The 19776-nt window shown below is 53.1% G+C and carries 16 protein-coding genes; 14 read left to right on the forward strand and 2 right to left on the reverse strand.

Annotated features, from left to right (window positions below):
* The first annotated feature begins 20 nt into the window (after positions 1–20).
* The gene (alkA, locus tag ACH0VJ_RS17925) at positions 21–890 is read left to right on the forward strand and encodes a DNA-3-methyladenine glycosylase 2 (protein ID WP_000494723.1); all 870 of its coding nucleotides are present in this window, start codon (positions 21–23) and stop codon (positions 888–890) included.
* Here the strand turns inward: alkA and ACH0VJ_RS17930 are convergent.
* The gene (locus tag ACH0VJ_RS17930; protein WP_000042936.1) at positions 858–3848 is read right to left on the reverse strand and encodes an MASE1 domain-containing protein; all 2991 of its coding nucleotides are present in this window, start codon (positions 3846–3848) and stop codon (positions 858–860) included. The two genes, alkA and ACH0VJ_RS17930, sit on opposite strands and share 33 nt — an antisense overlap.
* Before the next feature lie 330 nt (positions 3849–4178).
* Between ACH0VJ_RS17930 and udk the strand changes: the two genes are divergently transcribed.
* The 3 genes from udk (at position 4179) to asmA (ending at position 7387) form a co-directional block, all read left to right on the forward strand.
* Positions 4179–4820 (forward strand): uridine kinase, encoded by a 642-nt coding sequence (udk, locus tag ACH0VJ_RS17935; protein WP_000132082.1) that lies wholly within the window; start codon positions 4179–4181, stop codon positions 4818–4820.
* Positions 4821–4910: 90 nt separating this feature from the next.
* Positions 4911–5492, forward strand: coding sequence for a dCTP deaminase (dcd, locus tag ACH0VJ_RS17940; protein ID WP_001234783.1), 582 nt, complete (start codon positions 4911–4913; stop codon positions 5490–5492).
* Positions 5493–5530: 38 nt separating this feature from the next.
* Positions 5531–7387 carry an outer membrane assembly protein AsmA gene (asmA, locus tag ACH0VJ_RS17945; protein WP_001252257.1) on the forward strand — a complete coding sequence of 619 codons (1857 nt, stop codon included), beginning with the start codon at positions 5531–5533 and terminating at the stop codon, positions 7385–7387.
* An 85-nt stretch (positions 7388–7472) separates the two neighbouring features.
* Here asmA and ACH0VJ_RS17950 read toward each other — a convergent pair whose 3' ends face one another.
* Positions 7473–9053, reverse strand: coding sequence for a TerC family protein (locus tag ACH0VJ_RS17950; RefSeq protein WP_000454713.1), 1581 nt, complete (start codon positions 9051–9053; stop codon positions 7473–7475).
* Positions 9054–9727: 674 nt separating this feature from the next.
* Here ACH0VJ_RS17950 and ACH0VJ_RS17955 point away from each other — a divergent pair.
* The 10 genes from ACH0VJ_RS17955 (at position 9728) to gmd (ending at position 19775) form a co-directional block, all read left to right on the forward strand.
* The gene (locus tag ACH0VJ_RS17955) at positions 9728–10867 is read left to right on the forward strand and encodes a polysaccharide export protein (RefSeq protein ID WP_000978077.1); all 1140 of its coding nucleotides are present in this window, start codon (positions 9728–9730) and stop codon (positions 10865–10867) included.
* Positions 10868–10872: 5 nt separating this feature from the next.
* Positions 10873–11322 carry a low molecular weight protein-tyrosine-phosphatase Wzb gene (wzb, locus tag ACH0VJ_RS17960; RefSeq protein WP_000482224.1) on the forward strand — a complete coding sequence of 150 codons (450 nt, stop codon included), beginning with the start codon at positions 10873–10875 and terminating at the stop codon, positions 11320–11322.
* Positions 11319–13478: a tyrosine-protein kinase Wzc gene (gene wzc, locus ACH0VJ_RS17965; protein ID WP_000137236.1), complete on the forward strand. Its 2160-nt coding sequence runs from the start codon at positions 11319–11321 to the stop codon at positions 13476–13478. Before wzb ends, wzc begins: the two co-directional genes overlap by 4 nt.
* Before the next feature lie 86 nt (positions 13479–13564).
* On the forward strand, positions 13565–14407 hold the full coding sequence (gene wcaA / locus ACH0VJ_RS17970) for a colanic acid biosynthesis glycosyltransferase WcaA (protein ID WP_000205695.1): 843 nt from the start codon (positions 13565–13567) through the stop codon (positions 14405–14407).
* Positions 14408–14409: 2 nt separating this feature from the next.
* A complete protein-coding gene (wcaB, locus tag ACH0VJ_RS17975; RefSeq protein ID WP_000888724.1) occupies positions 14410–14898 on the forward strand; it encodes a colanic acid biosynthesis acetyltransferase WcaB in 489 nt (162 codons plus the stop codon).
* Positions 14895–16112 (forward strand): colanic acid biosynthesis glycosyltransferase WcaC, encoded by a 1218-nt coding sequence (gene wcaC, locus ACH0VJ_RS17980; RefSeq protein ID WP_001023845.1) that lies wholly within the window; start codon positions 14895–14897, stop codon positions 16110–16112. The genes wcaB and wcaC overlap by 4 nt, the downstream gene beginning before the upstream one ends.
* Positions 16087–17301 (forward strand): colanic acid polymerase WcaD, encoded by a 1215-nt coding sequence (gene wcaD / locus ACH0VJ_RS17985; RefSeq protein WP_000091392.1) that lies wholly within the window; start codon positions 16087–16089, stop codon positions 17299–17301. Before wcaC ends, wcaD begins: the two co-directional genes overlap by 26 nt.
* Before the next feature lie 12 nt (positions 17302–17313).
* Positions 17314–18060 (forward strand): colanic acid biosynthesis glycosyltransferase WcaE, encoded by a 747-nt coding sequence (gene wcaE / locus ACH0VJ_RS17990; protein ID WP_000480134.1) that lies wholly within the window; start codon positions 17314–17316, stop codon positions 18058–18060.
* Between the two features lie 15 nt (positions 18061–18075).
* Entirely contained in the window at positions 18076–18630 is a 555-nt protein-coding gene (wcaF, locus tag ACH0VJ_RS17995; RefSeq protein WP_001153603.1) for a colanic acid biosynthesis acetyltransferase WcaF, read from the forward strand.
* Positions 18631–18653: 23 nt separating this feature from the next.
* A complete protein-coding gene (gmd, locus tag ACH0VJ_RS18000) occupies positions 18654–19775 on the forward strand; it encodes a GDP-mannose 4,6-dehydratase (protein WP_000048165.1) in 1122 nt (373 codons plus the stop codon).
* The last annotated feature ends 1 nt before the right edge of the window (position 19776 follow it).

Genomic DNA, 19776 nt, shown 5'->3' on the forward strand with positions numbered 1-19776 from the left:
GTCAAATAAAGGAGAAAAGTATGTTTACCCTGAGCTGGCAGCCGCCTTACGACTGGTCGTGGATGTTGGGCTTTCTTGCCGCGCGTGCGGTGGACGGCGTGGAAACAGTAGGCGAGGGCTTTTATGCGCGCAGCCTGGTGGTGGGCGAGCATCGCGGACTGGTCAGCGTGAGGCCCCATCTGCCCACCCACACTGTGCAGGTTAGCGTAAGCGCCGGATTACTTCCCGTCGCGCCGGCGTATCTGGCGAAGGTTTCGCGTCTGTTTGATCTTGACTGCCAGCCCGCGCAGGTTGCCGCCGTGCTGGGGCCACTGGGCGAGGACAGACCGGGGCTGCGTTTACCGGGATCGGTTGATACGTTTGAACAAGGCGTGCGGGCGATACTGGGGCAACTGGTGAGTGTCGCGATGGCGGCCAGGTTGACGGCGAAAGTGGCGCGCCGCTATGGCGAGGCGTTGCCGGATGCGCCCGATTATGTCTGTTTTCCCGGTCCAGAAACGCTGGCGTTGGCGGATCCGCTGGCGCTTAAAGCTCTGGGGATGCCGCTGCGGCGCGCCGAAGCGCTGATTCATCTGGCGCAGGCGACGCTGGCGGGAAAACTGGCGCTCGCCGCGCCGTCGGATATTGAGCAGAGCGTTAAAAATTTACAAACGTTTCCGGGAATTGGCCGCTGGACGGCGAACTATTTCGCCCTGCGCGGTTGGCAGGCAAAAGATATCTTTTTACCCGATGATTACTTAATTAAACAGCGCTTCGCCGGGATGACGGCCGCGCAGATCCGTCGCTACGCGGAGCGCTGGAAACCGTGGCGTTCCTACGCGCTACTGCATATCTGGTATACCCACGGCTGGCAACCGTCAATGGATAGCGAAATAGCTGGTATTCAGTAATAAATCCAGCGGTTGCGCTTCGGCGATAGTGTCGCCATAAATCAGATCCACGCCAATACGGGAGAGCGTATCCAGCACCTGTGGGTTTTGTACTGGCCCGGCGAGCGTTTTGATGTCCAGATGCTGGGCGTGTCCCTGGATGATCGAGGTCAGCATTTCATCCATTAAACTTTCATGAACGTTGGCGATAAGGTCGCTATCCAGCAGTAAATAATCGACGATATGCAGGGGCAGTAAATTAAACAGCTGTAAATCGCGCCCGACATGGCTGAGAATCACCTGGCAGCCGCGTTGCCGCAGTTTTCGCAGAGTCGCAGCGGCGGTCTGCGCCTGCTTAACGATAACGTCAGCCGGGATAATCAGGTGTAATAACCGTGGCGGCAGTGGACTATGCTCCAGTTGTTCCAGCAGCTCATCAATAAGGGTCGCGCTGTATAATCCCGCGGCGGACAGCGGCAGCGCAACGCTTAATCCCTTGCTGGCGACGGCGGTCGCCGCATGGTGGAAAAACTCATGGAATACCCGTCGGTCAAGCGCGTGATGCAGCGCGGAGTCGGCTAACCCTGCCCGGAACGCGCGCTCTTCCATCACTTCCCCTTCGCTGGTCCACAGCCTGAGTGAGACCAGCCAAAAGCTGGTGGCCTCCGGCGTACGCGGCGGCGCGACGTTTCTGGCAAGCATCAGCAGGTGGTTATTTTTAATCATATGCCACTGTTCTTCCAGCGGCATCATTCCCTTTGAGGAGGTTAATGCGTGCTGCGGTTCGTACACGGTCAGACGGCCTCGACCGCTATTTTTCGCGGCGTAGCAGGCAATATCGGCCTGAGACACGACCTCTGTGAGCTGGCAGTTATGTTCATTTATCATTGTGATCCCGGCGCTGGCGCCGATCCGATGCAGGCGTCCTTCCCACATAAAGTGATATTCATTAATGGCGTTGATAAGCCGCGTCGCGATAAAGCGCGCGCTGTCACTATTACAATCCGGTAGCAACAGGCCAAACTCATCGCCACCCAGACGGGCCAGGAGATCGCCGGATCGAAGCATACTGAGCATCAGTGACGCGAGTTCGCGCAATAAGGCATCGCCGGCGGCATGTCCCGCGCTGTCGTTAACCGCTTTAAAACGGTCCAGATCGATAAACACCAGCGCATGATGTTGAGGCGATTCCTGTATTGTTTGCAGGCGCTGTTGAAGCTGTTTTTCAAAACTAGCGCGGTTGGCAAGATGGGTGAGGGCGTCATGCGTTGCGCTGTAGCTGAGCTGGCGTAACATTTTTCGTGATTCGGTAACGTCCTGGATAACCAGAACCGAACCAATCTTATCGCCGTCAAGCGTACTGAGCGGCGTGATACTGTAATGAATATCGTAGCTGCCGCCGTTATGACAATGGAGCACTATCTCCTGTTCCATGTCCGATCGCGACCTGTCGGCGCGATAAATATCCTCCAGCAGCGGCCCCTTATCACCTGACGTAATGCGCAGAACCGTTAATAATGGCGCGCCTAAAGCATCCTCTTGCCGCCAGCCGCTCATCTTCTCGGCGATCGGGTTCATAAAGGTGATATTCATCGCGACATCAATACACACCACCGCTTCTCCGATAGAGTCAAGCGTGATGTGCAACCGTTCTTTTTCCTGAAACAGCGCCTCGTTCGCCTGTGTAATACGCTCCATCAACCGCTGGTTTTCCTGCTCGCTTTGCTTGAGATCGTTAATATCTTCGATCTGAGCAATAAAATAGAGAGGTTTATTGTCTTTATGACGAACCAGCGAGACGGCCAGCAGCGCCCAGACGATATCGCCGTTGCGGGTGTAGTAGCGTTTTTCCATGGAATAGCTATTGATGTCGCCGCGCACCAGCATGTTTAGCTGTTCAAGGTCGTTATTCAGGTCTTCCGGCCAGGTCAATTGCTGAAATGTCATCGTGCGTAATTCATCCTGGCTATAGCCAAGAAAATGGCTCAGAGATTTATTGACCTGTAGCCACTGACCCTCCGTACCGACCAGCGCCATACCAATGGCGGAATACTCCATCGCGTTGCGAAAGCGGGATTCGCTCTCGGTGATATGTTTGCGTTCCGTGCGAAACGCGTACATCACCATCGTCATCATATTGGCAGGCAGCAGGATCATTAAAAAAGGCAGCCACGGCATATTGACCATCACGTCGGTTTTCGGCGTGGCGAGTAGCGTGGGGTCATTGGCCAGCATGAGCGAGACCACGATAACGGTAGCTAAAAAAATTAAAAACGCCTCCATTCGCGGCAGGCGCACCGCACTCCACATCAACAGGACGATAACGCACGTAAACGGCCACGGAATATAGCGCATAGCGAGCCAGCTTAGCGCCAGCGTAATGACCAGCGTCAATAGCGTTTCCAGCAACAGATGCGGGTCGCGATGACGCAACAGATAGTGTGGTTTAAACAGTAAACCTAACGGCACCAGCGTCAGCGCGCCGATGGCTTCCGATAATACCCAAATCAGAAACGCTTTCGAGGCGACCGCTTCCGGCGCTATTAGCCAAAATAACAGGCCGCCGAGTAGCGGCGGAATCACGGCGCTGCCGATAGCCAGACGAAACCAGTCATTCAAATTTTGTAAGGGGTTGTAGCTGGGGAGCAGTTTTCGCAGCAGTATCGCGCCAGTGGCCGCCTCGATAATATTTATTGCCGTCCAGCTAAAGTTAAGCGAGGCGGCAGGAAATAAAGTCAGTGAGGCGCCGATGCTGCCGAGCGAGCAGGCGACCGCGATCCCTGGCCACAGACGGCCCGCATGGCGGTAAAACGCGACCATCATAATGGAGGTGGGGAACCACAGCGGCGCGAGTTGGGTGCCGACACGCGATAATACGAGCGAAAAGAGCGTAAAGACAAACGCGACCAGGCCTAAACTGACCAGACGCAATAGCGGGTGGGGGACGGTAACGAAAACATGTTGGGATGGTTTACTCATTACCACTCTATCCGAATCGCCGGTAACGTCGCGGAATACCGGACGCGTCAGTTTACTCTGTGATTATGCTAGTATAAACGCGTAATGATTTATACGCTGGCTGAATATAAATTGTGGCTCCCGGCGTATTCCTCCTCCAGACGGGTCGATAAAACCGCTGCCCGCGTTAAAACTGAACGCTTTTACGTCGCGACGTCGAATGCGCCGCCAACAAATTCACCGTGGCATAGCGCCGGACTGGTATCGCGCTGCTGAAATCCCTATAATTGCCGCGTTTGGCGTTTCGGCGCCCCCCTTCCTTACATCCAGGTTAATCAGGTCGCTAAATTTATGACTGATCAGTCTCATCAGTGCGTCATTATCGGTATCGCTGGCGCATCGGCTTCCGGCAAGAGTCTTATTGCCAGTACCCTTTACCGCGAATTGCGTGAACAAGTGGGTGACGAACATATTGGCGTTATTCCCGAAGACAGTTATTACAAAGATCAAAGCCATCTGTCGATGGAAGAACGCGTAAAAACTAACTATGACCATCCGAATGCGATGGATCACAGCCTGCTATTTCAGCATCTTCAGGCGCTCAAGCGCGGTTCGGCGATTGAATTACCGGTATACAGTTATGTTGAGCATACCCGTATGCAGGAAACGGTTCGCGTAGAACCGAAGAAAGTGATTATTCTTGAAGGTATTCTGTTACTGACCGACGCGCGTTTGCGTGAAGAGATGAACTTCTCTATTTTTGTCGATACGCCGCTGGATATCTGTTTGATGCGCCGTATCAAACGCGATGTGAACGAGCGTGGTCGCTCAATGGATTCGGTGATGGCGCAATATCAGAAAACGGTGCGTCCGATGTTCCTGCAATTTATTGAGCCTTCCAAACAATATGCGGATATTATCGTGCCGCGCGGCGGTAAAAACCGCATCGCTATTGATATTCTGAAAGCGAAAATCAGCCAGTTCTTTGAATAAATCTGGCGAATTGTGTACCGTTCAGTGATAACCTGGTTAGCCCTTGATGTGCTTGATTTAAGGGCTTGATGCGCGAAAGGAGAAAGTGCCATGCGTTTATGCGACCGAGATATTGAAGCCTGGCTGGATGAAGGCCGTTTGTCTATCACCCCGCGACCTCCCGTAGAGCGCATTAACGGCGCGACGGTCGATGTACGTCTTGGCAATAAATTTCGAACCTTCCGTGGCCATACGGCGGCGTTTATCGATCTGAGCGGGCCGAAAGACGAGGTCAGCGCGGCGCTGGATCGCGTGATGAGCGATGAAATCGTTTTGCCGGACGGCGAGGCATTTTATCTGCATCCGGGCGAGTTGGCGCTGGCTGTCACCTTTGAATCCGTTACCCTGCCGCCGGATTTAGTGGGTTGGCTGGATGGTCGTTCCTCGCTGGCGCGTCTGGGGCTGATGGTGCATGTGACGGCGCACCGTATCGATCCCGGCTGGTCGGGCTGCATTGTGCTTGAGTTTTACAACTCCGGGAAGCTGCCGCTGGCGTTGCGTCCGGGTATGCTCATCGGCGCGCTGAGCTTTGAGCCGCTGTCCGGCCCGGCGGCGCGGCCTTATAACCGCCGTCAGGATGCCAAATATCGCGATCAGCAGGGCGCTGTTGCCAGCCGGATTGATAAAGACTGAGCCATTCGGCGCAATACTGCCGGTCCATTGAGGGTAGCATGAGACGATTTCTGACGACGCTGATGATTCTCCTGGTCGTGCTGGTGGCCGGATTCTCTGCGTTGGTATTGTTGGTCAATCCGAATGATTTCCGCGCCTATATGGTGCAGCAGGTTGCCGCGCGTAGTGAATATCAGTTGCAACTGGACGGGCCGCTGCGCTGGCACGTATGGCCGCAACTCAGCATCCTTTCCGGGCGAATGACGCTAACGGCGCGAGGCGCCAGCGAACCGCTGGTGCGGGCTGACAATATGCGCCTGGATGTCGCTTTATGGCCGCTGTTGAGTCATCAGCTTCATGTTAAGCAGGTGATGCTGAAAGGCGGGGTGATTCAACTGACGCCGCAAACGGAAGCGGTACGCAGTGATGATGCGCCGGTCGCGCCGAAAGATAATACCTTGCCGGACGTAGCGGAAGATCGCGGCTGGTCGTTTGATATTCGTAGCCTGCGCGTTGCCGACAGCGTGCTGGTTTTCCAACATGAAAATGATGATCAGGTCACGGTGCGCGATATTCGTCTGAATATGGAACAAGATGCCGAGCATCGCGGCACGTTTGATTTTTCGGGACGCGTGAACCGCGATCAGCGGGATCTTGCTTTATCGTTTAGCGGAACGGTGGATGCTTCCGATTATCCGCATAATTTAACCGCGGGTATTGAGCAACTGCGCTGGCAATTGCAGGGCGCGGATCTACCGGCGCAGGGGATTGAGGGGCAGGGACAATTGCAGGCGCAGTGGCAGGAGGCGCAAAAACGTCTTTCATTTAACCACTTAAATTTAACGGCGAATGACAGTTCTCTGACCGGGCATGTTCAGGTAACGCTGGCGGAGCAGCCGGAATGGCAAATTGACCTCCAGTCCAGCAAGCTTAATCTGGACAACCTGTTGCCGCATCATAGCGCCGTGGCTCAGACGGGCGGCGCGGTGTCGCAGGGGCAAAATACGCTCCCCCTGACCAGGCCAGTTATCGCGTCGCGTGTTGGTGCGCCGCCTTATCAGGGGCTGCAAAGCTTTACGGCGGAGATTGCTTTACAGGCGGATTCAGTTCGCTGGCGGGGAATGGACTTTACCCAGGTTTCGACGAAGATGTCTAATCAGGCCGGATTGCTGGATATCACCGAGTTGCAGGGGAAACTGGCCGACGGAGAGATGTCGCTGCCCGGCACGCTGGACGCCCGCACCGCCAGTCCGCGCATCGAGTTCCACCCTCGCCTCAACCATGTTGAGATTGGGACTATCCTGAAAGCCTTTAATTATCCGATTAGCCTGACCGGTAAGATGTCGCTGGTTGGCGATTTCTCCGGGGCGGATATTGACGCGGAGGCATTTCGCCACAGCTGGAAAGGAAAAGCGCATGTTGACATGAGCAATACGCGCCTCGAAGGAATGAATTTCCAGCAGCTGGTGCAGCAGGCCGTAGAGCGAAGCGGCGGCGACGCGCAGCAGTCGCAGGAAAATATGGACAACGCGACCCGACTGGATCGCTTCACGACCGATCTGACGCTAAATAAGGGCACGCTGACGCTCGACGACATGGTCGGGCAATCTTCTATGCTGGCGTTAACCGGCAGCGGAACGCTGGACCTGGTTAAGCAGAGCTGTGATACGCAATTTAATCTGCGTGTGCTGGGCGGCTGGAACGGCGATAGCAACCTGATCACCTTCCTGAAAGAGACGCCGGTGCCGCTGCGCGTCTATGGCAAGTGGCAGGAGCTGAACTATACCCTGCAAGTGGATCAGTTATTGCGTAAGCATTTACAGGATGAGGCGAAGCGTCGGCTCAACGACTGGGCGGAGCGCAATAAAGATACCCGCAATGGTAAAGATGTGAAGAAACTGCTGGATAAGCTGTAGTTTTTGGCCAAAGGGCAGAGCCGGATGGCAAGGCTAACGCGCCTCCGGCCTGCCTGGTAAGCAGGCCAGGGCAGGCGAACAGACGTTACATCTCCTGGTCTGGCTCGCCGTTATGCAGCGGAATTAACTGCACTTTCTGCACTCGATGGCTTTCTACCTGCAATGTTTTCAGCAAATAATCGCCCACCTGAACCTCTTCACCGGTTTGCGGTATGCGCTGCAAATATTCCATCAATAATCCGGCAATCGTATGGTATTCCCGTTTTTCATCCAGCGGTAGCGGCACGTACTGCACCAAATCCTCCAGCGGCATATGACCGTTTGCTGTCCAGGAACCGTCCGGGTTCTTCTGAATATCGTGGCGGGCGTCAATTTCCTCGACTTCATTCGGCAGATTACCGGCAATAGTCTCCATGACATCGCTTAATGTCACAATACCTTCAACCGAGCCAAACTCATCTACGACAAAGGCAAAATGGGTTCTGGCGTTACGGAACTGCTCCAGCGCAGGCAGCAGCGGCAATGTTTCAGGGAAAACCAGCGGTTGGCGAATCAGCGCCCGCAGGTTGAGCGGTTCGCCGCGCAGCGATTGTTGCAACAGATCGATGACGTGGACGACGCCGAGTAAATCTTCCTGTTCATTTTCACCCGTCACGACCAGACGCGTATGCTGGTTCTTTTCCAGCAGAGCGCGGATTTCCGCTTCCGGCGCGTTGAGATCGATATGCTCGATATCATGACGCGACGTCATGATGCTACTTACGGTGCGCTGGTTGAGATTCAGCACCCGCTCAATCATCCTGCGCTCCTGCGGATTAAAAATCTGGCTGTCGTCATGGTCTGCCAGCATCGCGGCGGTTTCGGCATCCAGTTCGGCATCCTCTTTTTTACCGCTAATCAGCCGCATCACGGCCTCCGTTGTGCGCTGACGCAGCGTATGGTTAGCGGAAAGAAAACGGCGGCGGTTAAAAATAGCCAGTTGGTTGAGCGCCTCGATCATCACCGAGAAGCCGATAGCCGCGTACAGATACCCTTTCGGAATGTGGAAACCAAACCCTTCCGCCACCAGGCTAAAGCCGATCATTAGCAGGAAGCTAAGACACAAAATGACAATGGTGGGATGGTTGTTCACAAATCGGGTCAGTGACTTGCTGGCGAGCAGCATCAGGCTAATGGCGATTATCACTGCCGCCATCATGACCGCCAGGTGATCGACCATCCCCACGGCGGTAATCACGGAGTCGAGAGAAAAGATAGCGTCCAGCACCACGATTTGCGCGACCACCGCCCAGAATTTCGCCCCCTTACGCTGGGTAGGGTTGGCGCTATCTTTCCCTTCCAGCCGTTCGTTGAGCTCCATGGTGGCTTTAAAGAGCAGGAAGAAGCCGCCGAACAGCATAATCAGATCGCGGGCGCTGAAGCTTAATGCCTGTACGCTAAAGAGCGGCTTAGTCAAGGTGACCAGCCACGAGATTGACGCCAGCAGCAGCAGGCGCATGATCATCGCCAGTATCAGGCCGGTAATGCGCGCGCGGTCGCGCTGCCCCGGCGGTAGTTTTTCAGCGAGGATGGCAATAAAGACCAGGTTATCAATGCCGAGAACAAGTTCGATAACGATTAACGTCACCAGTCCGGCCCAGATTGACGGATCGGCAATCCATTCCATAGTAAGAGCAATACCTTCTGTAATATGACAATTGTCACAATTCGATCATGGATAATACGGCGGAAAAATGCAATGCCGCAGAGCAATTTATCTTTGTTACGCGGCTATAAAATAACTTTAAAATAGCCGTAATGTTTCTGTCGGAAACTAAATAATGTCAAGAATATATTTAGGAAATATCGCAGGTGGAGTGGAGTAAATAAATATTGTCAACATCAATAAAATCCTAAAATCATCTGTTAATTCATTTAATATTAATCTTAAAAATATAGAATGGCGGGTTTGTTACCTTGCCTGTCATTAGGTTAGCTGCAACAATTCTTGCAGGATTAAGATAGCGCTCTTAAATATCCTATCACGACATCGAGAAAACTATTAATACGTAACCTTTATTTCGCTGAAGATTTTTATCTGAACGAGGATGAAATCGGAGGGGAATGCGAAAATTTAGAATAATCAGTGAATTGGTAGCTAAGAAGCCAGGGGCGGTAGCGTGCCTGAAAGCCTGAATATAAGCCTTTATTATTCTGTCAATAGCCTGCGGATGAATTGATTTTTTTTCAGAATGATGCCAGTTAATTTTCTCTGCCATTAACTGCAAGGTAAATGTGCACGGACGAAGCCGCTATTTAAATTGCACAGGATAATGACTCTGCCAAAGTGATAAATAATCAATGATGAAATCCAAAATGAAATTGATGCCATTATTGGCGTCGCTCAGCTTGATAAGTGGTTGCACAGTACTTCCGGGCAGCAATATGTCTACGATGGGGAAAGATGTGATCAAACAGCAAGACGCTGACTTTGATCTCGACCGGATGGTCAATGTGTATCCGCTGACGCCACGGCTGGTTGAGCAATTACGCCCGCGGCCCAATGTCGCGCAACCGAATATGTCGCTGGACCAGGAGATCGCCAGCTATCAGTATCGCGTCGGGCCTGGCGATGTGCTGAATGTCACCGTCTGGGATCACCCGGAATTGACCACGCCAGCGGGCCAGTACCGTAGCTCAAGCGATACCGGCAACTGGGTACAGCCGGACGGCACCATGTTTTATCCCTACATTGGCAAGGTTAGCGTCGTCGGTAAAACTTTGTCAGAGATTCGCAGCGATATTACCGGGCGTTTAGCGAAGTACATCGCGGACCCGCAGGTGGATGTCAATATCGCCGCTTTCCGCTCGCAAAAAGCGTACATCTCCGGCCAGGTGAATAAATCCGGTCAGCAGGCCATTACTAACGTACCGCTAACCGTCCTGGATGCGATTAACGCCGCGGGCGGCCTGACCGATATGGCGGACTGGCGCAACGTCGTGTTGACGCACAACGGCAAAGAACAGCGCATTTCGCTACAGGCGCTGATGCAAAATGGCGATCTTAGCCAGAACCGCTTGCTCTACCCTGGCGACATTCTGTATGTGCCGCGCAATGACGATCTGAAAGTCTTTGTCATGGGCGAAGTGAAAAAACAGAGCACCCTCAAAATGGATTTCAGCGGCATGACGCTCACCGAAGCATTGGGCAATGCGGAAGGCATCGATCTGACCACCTCCAACGCCAGCGGCATTTTTGTGATTCGTCCGTTGAAAGGCGAGGGGGGACGCGGCGGCAAGATCGCCAATATCTACCAGCTTGATATGTCTGACGCCACGTCATTGGTGATGGCGACGGAATTCCGACTTCAGCCTTACGATGTGGTGTACGTCACGACCGCGCCGGTTGCTCGCTGGAACCGTCTGATCAATCAGTTGCTGCCAACCATTAGCGGTGTCCGTTATATGACGGATACGGCCAGCGACATTCATTCCTGGTAATCGTTATGTTTAACAAAATCTTAGTGGTCTGTGTGGGGAATGTTTGCCGTTCCCCGACGGCGGAACGTTTGCTAAAGCGCTTTCATCCCTCGCTGACGGTTGCGTCCGCCGGGTTAGGCGCGCTGGTCGGCAAAGGAGCCGATCCTGCGGCGGCGAGCGTGGCGAGCGCCCACGATCTGTCTTTGGAAAATCACTGCGCAAGGCAAATTTCCGCGCGTCTGTGCCGGGAATATGACCTGATTCTGACGATGGAGAAACGTCACATCGCCGCCCTGTGCGACATTGCGCCGGAAATGCGCGGCAAGGTAATGCTGTTTGGTCACTGGGACAGCGAGCGTGAAATACCGGACCCGTATCGCAAAAGCCGCGATGCGTTTGAGGCGGTGTACACATTACTGGAAAGGTCTGCCCGCCAGTGGGCGCAGGCACTGAATGCAGAGCAGGGAAAACCATGACAGAAAAAGTAAAACAATCTGCGGCGGTTACGGGTAGCGATGAAATCGATATCGGGCGTCTGGTCGGAACGGTGATTGAAGCGCGTTGGTGGGTGTTGGGGACGACGGCCATATTTGCGCTGTGCGCGGTAATTTATACGTTCTTCGCCACGCCCATCTATAGCGCCGATGCGCTGGTGCAGATTGAACAAAACGCCGGTAATTCGCTGGTACAGGATATCAACAGCGCATTAGCGAATAAGCCGCCGGCTTCCGATGCGGAAATTCAGCTCATTCGATCGCGTCTGGTGCTGGGGAAGACCGTTGACGATCTGGATCTGGATATTGCCGTCACCAAAAACACCTTTCCGCTGTTCGGCGCCGGGTGGGAGCGGCTGATGGGACGTCAGAATGAAAGAGTGAAAGTCACGACATTCACCCGACCAGAGACGATGAGCGGACAGATCTTCACCCTCAAAGTGCTGGGCGACAAACGTTATCAGTTGGTTAGCGACGGCGGATTTAGCGCGCAGGGCGTTGTGGGCCAGCCACTTAATAAAGACGGCGTGAAGATGCAGGTAGAGGCGATTGACGCCCGTCCTGATACGGAATTTACGGTGAGTAAATTCTCAACGCTTGGCATGATTAATAACCTGCAAAATAACCTCACCGTAACGGAAACCGGCAAAGATACCGGCGTTCTGAGCCTGACGTTCACGGGAGAGGATCGCGACCAGATCCGCGAAATTCTCAACAGTATTACCCGTAACTATCTGCAACAGGATATTGCGCGGAAATCTGAAGAGGCGGGGAAGAGCCTGGCGTTTCTGGCAAAACAACTGCCGGAAGTCCGCAGCCGTCTGGATGTGGCGGAAAACAAGCTAAACGCTTTCCGCCAGGATAAAGACTCGGTGGATTTACCGCTGGAGGCGAAGGCGGTGCTCGATTCGATGGTTAATATCGACGCCCAGTTGAATGAGTTGACGTTTAAAGAGGCGGAAATTTCCAAGCTCTTTACCAAAGCGCATCCGGCTTACCGCACCCTGCTGGAAAAACGTAAAGCGCTGGAAGATGAAAAAGCCAAACTGAACGGGCGGGTGACGGCAATGCCGAAAACCCAGCAGGAGATTGTGCGTTTGACCCGTGATGTGGAGTCCGGCCAGCAGGTTTATATGCAACTGCTTAATAAACAGCAGGAGCTGAAAATCACCGAAGCCAGCACCGTTGGCGACGTGCGCATCGTTGACCCGGCGATTACCCAGCCGGGCGTGCTGAAGCCGAAAAAGGCGTTGATTATTCTCGGCAGCATTATTCTGGGATTAATGTTATCGATTGTCGGCGTGCTGCTGCGTTCGCTGTTTAATCGCGGTATCGAAAGCCCGCAGGCGCTGGAGGAGCACGGGATCAGCGTCTATGCCAGTATTCCGCTGTCGGAATGGCAAAAAGCGCGCGATAGCGTCAAAACCATTAAAGGAATTAAGCGTTATAAGCAGAGCCAACTGCTGGCGGTGGGCAATCCGACCGATCTGGCGATTGAGGCGATTCGCAGCCTGCGCACCAGCCTGCATTTCGCCATGATGCAGGCGCAAAATAATGTACTCATGCTCACAGGCGTCAGCCCCTCTATCGGCAAAACCTTTGTTTGCGCCAACCTGGCGGCCGTCATCAGCCAGACGCATAAACGGGTATTACTGATCGACTGCGATATGCGTAAGGGCTACACCCATGAACTGCTCGGCACCAATAACGTGGACGGCTTATCTGACATTCTGGCGGGCAAAGGCGAGATAGCCTCCTGCGCGAAACCCACGGCGATCGCTAATTTTGATCTTATTCCGCGCGGTCAGGTGCCGCCTAATCCATCGGAACTGCTGATGAGCGAGCGCTTCGGCGAGCTGATCGCCTGGGCAAGCAGCCGCTACGATCTGGTATTAATCGACACGCCGCCGATTCTGGCCGTGACGGACGCCGCGATTGTGGGTCGTCACGTCGGGACGACGCTGATGGTGGCGCGTTATGCCGTCAACACTTTAAAAGAGGTGGAAACCAGTCTGAGCCGTTTTGACCAGAATGGCATTCAGGTCAAAGGCGTCATTCTCAACTCCATTTTCCGCCGGGCGACGGGCTACCAGGATTATGGCTATTACGAGTATGAATACCAGTCAGATTCCAAATAAAAAATAAGGCGTGCCGGATGGCGCGGCCTGTGACTGTAGGCCGGACAAGCGTAGCGCCATGCGGCAAAACTATCTGGGGAATAAGCATGACAACAGACAATCCGCTGATCTCAATTTATATGCCAACCTGGAACAGGCAGCAGTTGGCTATCCGGGCGATTAAATCAGTACTACGTCAGGACTACCGTCACTGGGAGATGATCATCGTGGATGATTGCTCCTCGTCTTATCAGCAGCTACAACAATTTGTTGAGGAGCTGAACGACCCGCGCGTTCGTTATACCCATAACGCCAGGAATACCGGCGCCTGCGCGGTTCGCAACCAGGCCATTATGCAGGCGCAAGGGCACTACATTACCGGTATTGATGATGACGATGAATGGACGCCAAACCGTCTGAGCGTGTTTCTGGCCCATAAACACCAGTTGACTACGCACGCCTTTTTGTATGCCAACGACTATGTGTGTGAGGGCGAGGTCTACTCTCAGCCTGCCAGCCTGCCGCTGTATCCGAAATCCCCTTATTCGCGCCGCTTGTTCTACAAGCGCAATATTATTGGCAATCAGGTTTTTACCTGGGCCTGGCGTTTTAAAGCGTGTTTGTTCGATACCGAACTCAAGGCGGCGCAGGATTACGACATTTTTCTGCGCATGGTGGTGGAGTATGGCGAACCGTGGAAAGTCGAAGAGGCGACGCAAATTTTACATATCAACCACGGCGAGATGCAGATTACCTCTTCGCCGAAAAAGTTCTCCGGCTATTTCCATTTTTATCGTAAGCACAAAGATAAATTCGATCGCGCCAGCAAAAAATACCAGCTTTTTACGCTGTACCAAATTCGCAATAAGCGAATGACCTGGCGCACGTTGCTGACGTTGCTCTCCGTGCGTAACAGCAAACGCCTGGCGGCCGGGCTGCGGGGGCGATAACGATGCTGGAAGACTTACGCGCGAATAGCTGGAGCTTACGCCCCTGTTGCATGGTGCTGGCCTACCGTATCGCTCATTTTTGTTCCGTCTGGCGCAAAAAGAATGTGCTGAATAATCTGTGGGCCGCGCCGGTGCTGGTGCTGTATCGCGTGATCACGGAATGCCTGTTCGGGTATGAAATCCAGGCCGCCGCGACCATTGGTCGGCGGTTCACTATCCATCATGGTTACGCGGTAGTGATCAACAAACATGTCGTCGCCGGCGACGATTTTACCATTCGCCACGGCGTCACCATTGGCAATCGCGGCGCGGACAGCCTGGCTTGTCCGGTGATTGGTCATGGCGTTGAGCTGGGGGCGAATGTCATCCTGCTTGGCGATATTACTATCGGTAATCACGTCACGATTGGCGCGGGTAGCGTGGTACTTGACAGTATTCCGGACCATGCGCTGGTGGTGGGAGAAAAAGCACGGGTGAAGGTCAGCACATGAATATTCTGCAATTTAATGTACGGCTGGCGGAAGGGGGCGCGGCGGGAGTGGCGTTGGATCTCCATCTGCGGGCATTGCAAAAAGGGCTGACGTCACGTTTTGTCTATGGTTATGGCAAAGGCGGAAAAAAAAGCGTCAGCCACCACCGTTATCCGCAGGTGATAAAACAGACGCCGCGCGGCACGGCAATCGCTAATATCGCGCTGTTTCGTTTCCTGAATCGCGATCTGTTTGGCAATCTCGACAATCTTTACCGCACGGTTATCCAGACATCCGGCCCGCTGGTGCTGCATTTTCATGTTCTCCACAGTTACTGGCTAAACCTGGCGGACATCGTGACGTTTTGCGAAAAAGTCAAAGCGCAAAAACCGGACGTCACGCTGGTCTGGACGTTGCACGATCACTGGAGCGTCACCGGGCGTTGCGCCTTCACCGACGGTTGCGAGGGCTGGAAAAGCGGCTGCCAAAAATGTCCGACCCTAAGCAATTATCCGCCGGTCAGGGTGGATCGGGCGCACCAGCTTATTGGCGGCAAACGTCAGCGCTTTCGGGACATGCTGCGGCTGGGCTGCCGGTTTATTTCACCGAGCCAGCACGTGGCCGAGGCCTTTAACAGCGTTTATGGCGCGGGGCGCTGCCAGATTATTAACAACGGTATCGATCTGGCGACCGAGGCGATTCTCGCGCAGCTATCACCTGTGCCGCTGAATCCGGGCAAACCGCGGATCGCCATTGTGGCGCATGACTTGCGTTATGACGGCAAAACTGACCAGCGTCTGGTACACGACATGATGGCGCTGGGTGAAAAAATTGAACTGCACACCTTCGGTAAATTTTCGCCTTTTACCGGCCAAAACGTTGTTAATCACGGTTTTGAAACCGATAAGCGCAAATTAATGAGCGCACTCAATGAGATGGATGCGCTGGTCTTTAGCTCGCGGGTCGATAACTATCCGCTGATCTTGTGTGAAGCGCTCTCGATCGGCGTACCGGTGATCGCCACCCACAGCGAGGCGGCGCAGGAGGTGCTGGCGAAATCCGGCGGCCAGACCTTTGCCGCTACAGATGTACTGCGCCTGGCGCAGCGGCGTAAGCCAGAGATTGCTCAGGCGGTATTTGGCGCCACGCTGGACGCCTTTCGTATGCGTAGCCGCGTCGCGTACAGCGGTCAACAGATGCTGGAGGAGTATGTCTCGTTCTATCAGAATCTGTAGCTATCTGCTGCTGCCGCTGATCTACCTACTGGTCAATGTCAAGATTGCCCAACTGGGGGAAAGCTTTCCCATTACCATCGTCACTTTTTTACCGCTGTTGCTGCTGTTATTTGTGGAACGCATTAGCGTAAAAAAATTAATGATCGCCTTAGGCATCGGCGCGGGGCTTACGGCATTTAACTTCCTGTTCGGCCAGTCGCTGAATGCCGGTAAATATGTCACGTCCACGATGCTGTTTGTCTATATTGTGGTCATTATCGGGATGGTCTGGAGTATCCGATTCAAAACCATTTCCGCGCATAACCACCGAAAGATTTTGCGTTTTTTTTATCTGGTGGTGGGTATAGTGGTCGCGCTCGCCGCGGTTGAGATGGCGCAAATTATCCTTACTGGCGGCAGCAGTATTATGGAAGGAATTTCGAAATATCTCATTTACAGTAATAGCTACGTACTGAACTTCATAAAATTTGGCGGTAAGCGTACCACTGCGCTTTATTTTGAACCGGCATTTTTCGCTTTGGCACTAATCTCAATTTGGCTGAGCATCAAACAGTTTGGTATCAAAACACCGAAAAGCGATGCTATGATTCTGGCAGGGATAATATTATCAGGATCATTTTCAGGGGTAATGACCTTTATCCTGTTTTACCTTCTGGAGTGGGCGTTCCAATATTTGAATAAGGATGCGATAAAGAAAAAACTTCCACTGGCGCTGGTCTCATTAACCCTGTTTTTGGTTGGGGTAATTATTGCATTTCCTTATATCGCGACACGACTTGGCGATTTAGGGACGGAAGGCTCATCTTCTTATTATCGTATTGTGGGCCCCTTAGTCATGGTCGGATATTCCTTGACCCATATTGATGGTGTAGTCAGATTTGGCTCACTTTATGAATATGTCGCATCATTCGGAATCTTTAACGGTGCGGATGTCGGGAAAACCATAGACAATGGATTGTATCTACTGATTATTTATTTTTCCTGGTTCGCAGTGCTAATGACGCTGTGGTATATGGGGAAAGTTTTAAAAATGGCGCTAAATGCGTTTGGCGATAATCGTAATTTTCGGGTGCAGCTCTATCTTTTTACGCCGGTGTCGCTGTTTTTTACCGGTTCAATATTTAGCCCGGAATATGCTTTTTTAATCGTCTGTCCGTTCATTTTGCGCAAGGCGTTAAAAATTTCATAACGGGGTGGTTGCATGTTTTTAAGCGTCGTTACCGTCGCCTTTCGCAATTACGAAGGGGTGGTAAAAACCTGGCGCTCGCTGCGCAATCTGGCGCGCGATCCGGGTCTGTCATTTGAATGGATCGTAGTGGATGGCGGTTCGGAGGACGGCACGCGCGAATTTCTGCAAAAACGTCACGGTGAGTTTAACCTGCGTTTTATCAGTGAAAAGGATCGCGGTATTTATGATGCCATGAACAAAGGCATTGCGCTGGCGCAGGGGCGCTATACCCTGTTTCTTAATTCCGGTGATGCGTTCCATGATGATGCCGCGCTGTTTGTCCGCCAACTGGCGCGACAAAAGGGCGAGGCGATGTATATTGGCGACGCGCTGCTGGATTTCGGCGGCGGGCATAAAATACGCCGGAAGGCTAAACCCGGGTATTATATCTACCATAGTTTGCCAGCCAGCCATCAGGCGATATTTTTCCCGACGGTAGCGTTAAAAAAGTATCCTTATGATCTGCAATATCATGTCTCTTCAGATTATGCGCTGGCGGCCCGTCTCTATAAAGCAGGCTATCCTTTTCGGCGAATTAACGGACTGGTATCTGAATTTTCGATGGGCGGCGTGTCAACTTCGAATAATCTGGAATTATGTCAGGATGCAAAAAACGTACAGCGAAAAATATTACGTGTGCCAGGATTTTGGGCGCAATTATCCTATTTATTACGTCTGAAAACGACGGGTAAAACAAAAGCGCGGTATAACAAAGTCTAATCACCGGGAGTTATTATGCAGGATCTTAGCGGCTTTACGGTGCCGAAAGGGTTCCGCGGCGCTAATGCGCTAAAAGTACAATTATGGTGGGCGGTACAGGCGACATTATTCGCCGGATCGCCGCAAATATTGTATCGCTGGCGAGCCTTTTTGCTGCGTCTGTTTGGCGCCAAAATTGGAAAGAATGTGGTTATTCGACCGTCAGTAAAAATTACCTATCCGTGGAAATTAACCGTCGGCGATTATGCCTGGGTAGGCGACGACGCTGTGTTATATACGTTGGGTGAAATTAATATTGGCGCACATGCGGTCATTTCACAAAAAGGGTATTTGTGTACCGGTAGCCATGATTATACCAGCGCCCATTTCGATATTAACGCCGCGCCGATTGTTATTGGCGAAAAATGTTGGCTGGCAACCGATGTTTTTGTCGCGCCCGGCGTGACGATAGGTCATGGCACCGTCGTCGGCGCGCGCAGCAGCGTATTTAAATCATTACCGGCAAATGCGATTTGTCGGGGCAATCCCGCAGTGGTAACGCGCCAGCGCGTTCAGAAAGTTACTCCCTAACGGGACTATTTGAGGAAATGAAAATGTCAAAAGTCGCTCTCATTACTGGCGTAACCGGACAGGATGGGTCTTACCTGGCAGAATTTCTGCTGGAAAAAGGGTATGAGGTGCATGGTATCAAGCGCCGCGCGTCATCGTTTAATACCGAGCGCGTGGACCATATTTATCAGGATCCGCACAGCTGCAACCCGAAATTTCATCTGCATTATGGTGACCTGACCGACGCCTCCAACCTGACCCGCATTTTACGGGAAGTGCAGCCGGATGAGGTCTACAACCTGGGCGCAATGAGCCACGTGGCGGTGTCGTTTGAGTCGCCGGAATATACCGCCGATGTGGATGCGATGGGCACGCTGCGCCTGCTGGAGGCGATTCGCTTCCTCGGTCTTGAAAAGAAAACGCGGTTCTACCAGGCCTCCACCTCTGAACTGTACGGTCTGGTGCAGGAGATCCCGCAGAAAGAGACCACGCCGTTTTACCCGCGTTCCCCCTATGCGGTGGCGAAACTGTACGCCTACTGGATCACCGTCAACTACCGTGAATCCTACGGTATTTACGCCTGTAACGGCATTCTGTTTAACCATGAGTCCCCGCGTCGCGGCGAAACCTTCGTCACCCGTAAGATCACCCGCGCCATCGCCAATATCGCCCAGGGGCTGGAGTCCTGCCTGTATCTCGGCAATATGGACTCGCTGCGCGACTGGGGCCATGCGAAAGATTACGTGCGGATGCAGTGGATGATGTTACAGCAGGAGCAGCCGGAAGATTTCGTGATTGCCACCGGCGTGCAGTATTCCGTACGCCAGTTTGTGGAGCTGGCGGCGGCGCAACTGGGGATAAAACTGCGCTTTGAAGGCGAAGGCATTAATGAGAAAGGGATCGTGGTATCCGTTACCGGACACGATGCGCCGGGCGTGAAACCGGGGGATGTGATTGTGGCCGTTGATCCGCGTTATTTCCGTCCGGCGGAAGTGGAAACCCTGCTGGGCGACCCGTCCAAAGCGCATGAGAAACTGGGCTGGAAACCGGAAATCACCCTGTCGGAGATGGTCTCCGAGATGGTGGCGAACGATCTGGAGGCCGCGAAAAAACACTCACTGCTGAAATCTCACGGTTACGAGGTGGCCATCGCGCTGGAGTCCTGAG

Origin of the sequence: Salmonella sp. 2020_1459 (genome assembly GCF_043847915.1) — a bacterium.
GTDB classification, from domain to species: domain Bacteria; phylum Pseudomonadota; class Gammaproteobacteria; order Enterobacterales; family Enterobacteriaceae; genus Salmonella; species Salmonella enterica.